The organism is Mycobacterium sp. (genome assembly GCF_004298145.1).
Lineage (GTDB): Bacteria > Actinomycetota > Actinomycetes > Mycobacteriales > Mycobacteriaceae > Mycobacterium.
Window position 1 is genome coordinate 1 of the sequence record NZ_SCRH01000019.1, and the last position, 6,433, is coordinate 6,433.

Below are 6,433 nucleotides of genomic sequence, written 5' to 3' on the forward strand. Positions count from 1 at the left end.
TCCGCCGACGGTCAGCGCGACGGGGTATTTGGTGGTGAACCATCCCACGGTGCGCGACAGGTCGACCTCGGCGGCCAGTTCTTCGGCGCGGCCGTGGCCTTCCACGTCGATGCCGATCGGCGCAGCGCCGGTGTCCAAGAACTCCGCGATCGCCATCGCGAACGCGATCAACATGATGTCTTGAATGCCGGCGTGAAACGCTGCGGGCACCTCACCGAGCAGGATTTGTGTGGTCTCGGGGTCCAGCTGCACTGACAACCGCGCGGCACGGGCATAGGTATCCACAGCGGGTTGCGCCGCGGGCAATAGCGCCGACGCGGCGGCTACCTGCCGCCATGGCTTTGCAAGGTCGACCACCGTCGCGTTGTGGGCGTGTTCGGTTAGCAGTGCTGACCACCGGGCGAACGAGGTGCCTCCTGTCGGCAGGACGATCGGTTGGCCGCTGTGGTGTTGGGCCCAAGCGATGTTGAGGTCTTCGAGCAGGATTCGCCAGGACACCCCGTCGATGGCCAGGTGGTGGATGATCATCGCCAATTCGCCGGTGTCGGCTGCCCACAAGGCGCTGAGCATGGAGCCGGTGTCCGGGTTCAGCCGGGCCCGGGCCGCCGTCAGGGCCTCAGCGGAGAGCACGTCGACCCGTTGCAGACTGGCGGCTGCGTCCACTGCATCGGCTTCGGGCACCCACAGCGACCAGCCCCCGGCGCCGTCGCCATCCACGCGCAGCCGCAACATGGCATGCCGGTCCAGCAACGCCTGCAACACCGCCACAACGTCGGACTCGGTGACTCCCACCGGTGCCCGCACTATTACCGTCTGATTGAACTCGTCGATCGGGCCGTCCACGGACTGCAGCCAGCGCATGATCGGCGTCGCGGTCACCGCCCCGATGCCCGTATCGTCCGGTCTATCCGCATCGTCAGCCACCGCGGCCACCCGGGCCAGCCGGGCCACGGTCTGCTCGACGAAGATGTCGCGCGGCCGACACAACACCCCGGCCGCCCGGGCCCGGGCCACCACCTGCATCGACAAGATGCTGTCGCCACCCAGGTCGAAGAAGGAGTCATCGACGCCAACGCGGTCCACGCCCAGCACGTCGGCGTAGATGCGGGCCAGGATCTCCTCGACCGGATCACTCGCGGCGCGATACCCGGCGACGGTGTATTCCGGTGCCGGCAGGGCGTGGGTGTCGAGTTTGCCGTTGGGGGTCAGTGGCAGCGCCTCGATGACCACCACCGCCGCCGGGACCATGTAGGCCGGGAGCCGTTCGGCCAGGGCGGTCCGCGCCTGGGTGGGGTCTGCGCTGCCGGTGATGTAGCCGACCAGGCGTTTGTCGCCGGGGCGGTCTTCGCGGGCGATGACGACGGCTTGGTCGACGCCCTCGAGTGCGCTCAGCGCGGTTTGGATTTCGCCGAGTTCGATGCGGTAGCCGCGGATCTTGACCTGTTCATCGGCGCGCCCGAGGTAGTGCAGCTGCCCATCGGGGCCCCAGCGGACCAGATCTCCGGTGCGATACATCCGCGTCCCCGGCCCGCCGAACGGGCAGGCCACGAAGCGTGACCCGGTCAACCCGGCCCGACCGAGGTACCCGACCCCCACGCCGGCACCGGCCACGTACAGCTCGCCGATCACCCCGGCGGGCACCGGGTTCAACCAAGCGTCCAGCACACACACCCCCGCCTCGGCTACCGGCGCGCCGATGGGCACCACTCCGGCACCTGGCGCCAGCGGGGCGCTGATCGCCACGCACATCGTCGTCTCGGTGGGGCCATAGGCGTTGACCATCACGCGTCCCGGCGCCCAGCGGTCCACCACCTCAGGCGAGCCGGCCTCGCCGACTATCACCACCGCCGTCGACTGCAACCCCTGCGGGGAGAGCATCGCCACCGCAGAGGGGGTCTGGGTCAACACGCTGACGCCCTGGGTGATCAGCAGCTCATGAAAGTCCTCCGGTGAGTCGGCCACCGGTTCGGGCACCACCACCAGGCGCCCACCGCGCAGCAGCGGAGCGAAGATTTCCCAGACCGAGACGTCAAAGGCCAACGAGTGACTATGCGTCCACACGCCCGCCGCGGGCAGCCCGGCGTCCAGTGACCCCAACAGCTGGGTCACGTTGTCATGGGTGATGGCAACGCCTTTGGGCACACCGGTGGTGCCCGAGGTGTAGATCAGGTAAGCGATGTTGTCGCGGCCCGGCGCCGGCAGTGCGGTGCTGGGATAGGTGTGAATGCGAGGATCGCTGGCCTCGATGACCGTCACGTCGACCCCGTCGAGCCGCTCGGATAGCTCGGCGGTAGTGATCACCGCCGCCGGCGCCGCGTCGCTGAGCACGAACCGCATCCGCGCCGCGGGGACCGCCGGGTCGATCGCCAAGTACGCCGCGCCGCTCTTGAGCACGGCCAGGATCGCCACGATCGCCTCGGCCGAGCGGGAAAACAACAGCGCCACGCATCGACCCGGGCCCACTGCGTGGGCCGTCAACAAATGTGCCAACCGGTTCGCGGCCTGATCAAGCTCGCGGTAGGTCATCGACTGGCCCTCGACGGTGACCGCCACCGCCTCGGGCGTGCGGGCCACATGTTCGGCGAACAACGTCGGGATGGACACCGTCGGGACGGCAGGCCGGGTCAACACCGCCCGGTTACCCAGCACCGCCAACCGGACACGCTCGGACTCATCAAGCACATCGATCGACGACAGCGTGCGGTTGGCGTCGGCGGTCATGGCCACCAACACCCGCTGCCACCGTGCGATGAGCGCTTGGATGGTGTCGGGGTCGAAGACATCGGTGCGGAACTCGACCGCCCCGCTTATGCCGGCGGGCGCACCGGCCTGGGTCCAGCGTTCGGCCAGTGAGAGTGTCAGGTCCATGCGTGCGGTCTGGGTGGTGACCGGTAACGAGCTGACCTCCAGATCACCCAAACTCAACTCGGCGGCCGGGTCCCCGGCGAAGTTCTGCCAGGCCAACACGACCTGCACGAGTGGGTGATGGGTCAGGTTGCGGGTCGGATTCAGCCGCTCAACAAGGACTTCGAAGGGCACGTCTTGGTGCTCGTAGGCGGCCAGACTGCGCTCGCGCACCTGGGCCAGCACCTCGGCCACGGTGGGATCACCGCCCACGTCGACGCGCAGCACCAGGGTATTGACGAAGAATCCCACCAACTCGTCGAGCGCGGGATCACGCCGCCCCGCGATCGGAAAACCCACCGCCACATCGGAACTGGCACTGAGTTTGGCGAGCAGCACCGCCAAAGCGGCTTGCACCACCATGAAACTGGTGGCGTTGTGCTCGGCGGCCAACGCGGCCACCCGCTGCTGCATCTCTGCGGGCCACTCCAGCGCCACACTGGCGCCGCGCTGATCCGCCACCAGCGGATAGGGCCGATCGGTGGGCAACTGCAGCCGCTCGGGCAGCCCGGCCAGCGTCTGCTCCCAACTGGCCAGCTGTGAACCGATGCGACTGTGGGTATCGGCCAGATCTCCGAACTGGGTGCGCTGCCACAGCGTGTAATCGACGTACTGCACCGGCAAGGGTGCCCACTGCGGGGCTTGCCCGTGTCGCCGGGCCGCGTAGGCCACCCCCAGATCGCGTGCCAGCGGGGTTATCGATCTGCCGTCGGCGGCGATGTGATGGACCACCGCTACAAGTACATGTTCGTCCTCGTCGAGACGGAAAAGTGTTGCCCGCAAAGGGATCTCGGTTGCCAAATCGAAGGGATAGCGCGCCGCGTCCTGCAAAGCATCATCCAGCCGGGCGGGCGCCCAGCTGCTGGCCTCAACGACCCGCCAATCCACCTCGACCCGCTCGACCGGAAGCACCAGCTGTTGCGGAATCCCCGCGGGGGCGACGACCAGGGTGCGCAGGCTCTCATGACGGCTCACCACGTCGGCTAATGCGGCGCCCAACGCCCCGGCATCGAGGTCCCCGCCCAGCCGCAGCGCCACCGCGATGTTGTAGACGGGAGAGGGGCCTTGTAACTGATCCAGAAACCACAACCGGGATTGGGCAAACGACAACGGCACGTCCCGCGGACGGGCACCGGCCACCAACGGGTCTAATCCGCCTCCGCCGATACCGACACGTGGGGCCAGCTGTGCCACCGTGGGCGCGTCGAACACGGTACGCACCGAAAGATCGGCGTCCAGGCCGGTGTTTACCGCCGCGATCAGGCGCATCGCCGACAGTGAATCCCCGCCCAAAGCGAAAAACGAGTCGTCGACGCCTACCCGTCGCACACCCAGCACGTCGGCGTAGATGCGGGCCAGGATCTCCTCGACCGGATCACCCGGGGCGCGATACCCGCTCCCGGTGTATTCGGGTGCGGGCAGGGCGTGGGTGTCGAGTTTGCCGTTGGGGGTGAGTGGGAGGGCGTCGAGCGCTACCAGCGCGGTCGGGACCATGTAGGGCGGGAGCCGTTCGGCCAGTGCGGTGCGCGCCTGGGTGGGGTCGGCGGTGCCGGTGATGTAGCCGATGAGGCGTTTGTCGCCGGGGCGGTCTTCGCGGGCGATGACGACGGCTTGGTCGACGCCCTCGACAGTTGTTAGGACGGTTTGGATTTCGCCGGGTTCGATGCGGTAGCCGCGGATCTTGACCTGTTCGTCGGCGCGCCCGAGGTAGTGCAGCTGCCCATCGGGGCCCCAGCGCACCAGATCCCCGGTGCGATACATCCGTGCGCCCAGACCGGCGAACGGGCACGCCACGAATCGCGAAGCCGTTAAAGGACTTTGGCGCACATACCCGACAGCGACGCCGCCGCCTACCACATACAACTCGCCGACCACCCCGATCGGCACCGGGCGCAGCCACCCGTCCAACACAAACAACGCCGCGGTGGGCACCGGAGCACCGATCGGCGGCACCCCCGAACCCGCCGTCAACGGTGCGGTCCTGGACGCACACACCGTGATCTCCGTCGGGCCGTAGGCATTAACCACCACCCGCCCCGGCGCCCACCGATCCACCACCTCGGCCGGACACGCCTCACCGGCCACCAGCAATGACACCGCGTCCAGCCCTTCGGCCGACAGCGCCGCCACCGCGGACGGGGTTTGACTTAGGACGCTGACCCGCTCAGCAACCAGCAAGGCGCGGAAGTCACCCGGTGAGTCGGCCACCGACTCGGGGACCACCACCAACCGCCCACCTTGTAGCAGCGCACCCCAGATCTCCTCGACTGAGCCATCGAACGCCAGCGAATGCCACTGCGCCCACACCTGTTTCGGCGGCGTCCAGGTGTCCAGTGACTTCATCAGCTGGGTCACGTTGTCATGGGTGACGGCCACGCCTTTGGGGACGCCGGTGGTGCCCGAGGTGTAGATCAGGTACGCGATATCGTCGGGGTCCGGCCCGGGCAAGGCCGTGCTGGGTTGCGTGGCAATACCAGGATCGTCGACGTCGATGACCGTCACGTCGCACTCGTTCAACCGGGGGCGCAGCGCGGCGGTGGTGATCGCGACAATCGGGGCGGCGTCGCCGATCATGAATCCGATGCGCGCCGCCGGCAGTGCCGGGTCGATGGGCAGGTAGGCGGCCCCAGCCTTCAGTGCCGCCAGCATCGCTACGACTGCCTCGGCGGAACGCGAAAGCAGTAGCGCCACATACTGTCCCGGCCCCGCGCCATGGACGGTTAGCAGGTGCGCCAACCGGTTGGCGGCCTCGTCGAGTTCGCGGTAGGTCATCGAGGTGCTGCCGAAGGTGACCGCTACTTCCTCTGGGATGCGGTTCACCTGTTCGGCGAACGACTCGGGAATCGACACCGCGCGGGGCGCAGGCCGGGTCAACACCGCGCGGTTACCGAACTCAGCCAGCGTGGCGTGCTCACCCTCGTCGAGCAGATCCACCGCCGAAAGTCGCTGCCCCGGATCGGCGCTCATCGCCACCAACATCCGCAGCAATCGCTCGACCAGCGCGTCGATGCCCTCCGCCGCGAACACATCGGTATCGAATTCGAGGCGAAGCTCCAATTCATTGCCCGGCCGGGCCGCCATCGTCAGCGGATAGTGGGTCGATTCGCGACCGTGGATCTCGGTGATACCGAACCCGTCGATGCCGGGGAACGCGGCGGTGTCGACCGGATAGTTTTCGTACACGAACAAGGTGTCGAAGAGCTGATCGTGGCCGGTGATCCGGTGAATTTCGCTCAGTGCCAGATGTTGGTGGTCCAGCGTGCTGTTGTAGGCGGTTTGCAGTTGGTCGAGCAGGTCGGCGGTGGTGATAGCCGCGCTGAACGTCGCGCGCACCGGCACGGTGTTGATCAACAGGCCCACCATCGAATCCGAACCGATCACCTCGGCCGGCCTACCCGAGACCACCGCACCGAAGGCCACGTCATGCTGGCCGGTCAGCCACATCAGCAGCTGGGCCCATGCGGCCTGCAGCACGGTGTTGACGGTGCTGTGGGATGAGCGCGCCAGTTCGCTGATCGCCCGGGAGGTT

The 6,433-nt window shown here is 67.7% G+C and carries 1 protein-coding gene; it reads right to left on the reverse strand.

Features of this window, described 5'->3' with window-relative positions; all coding sequences use genetic code 11:
* On the reverse strand, positions 1–6,433 hold a 6,433-nt coding region (locus EPN51_RS07650; RefSeq protein ID WP_293039834.1), incomplete at both ends, for a non-ribosomal peptide synthetase.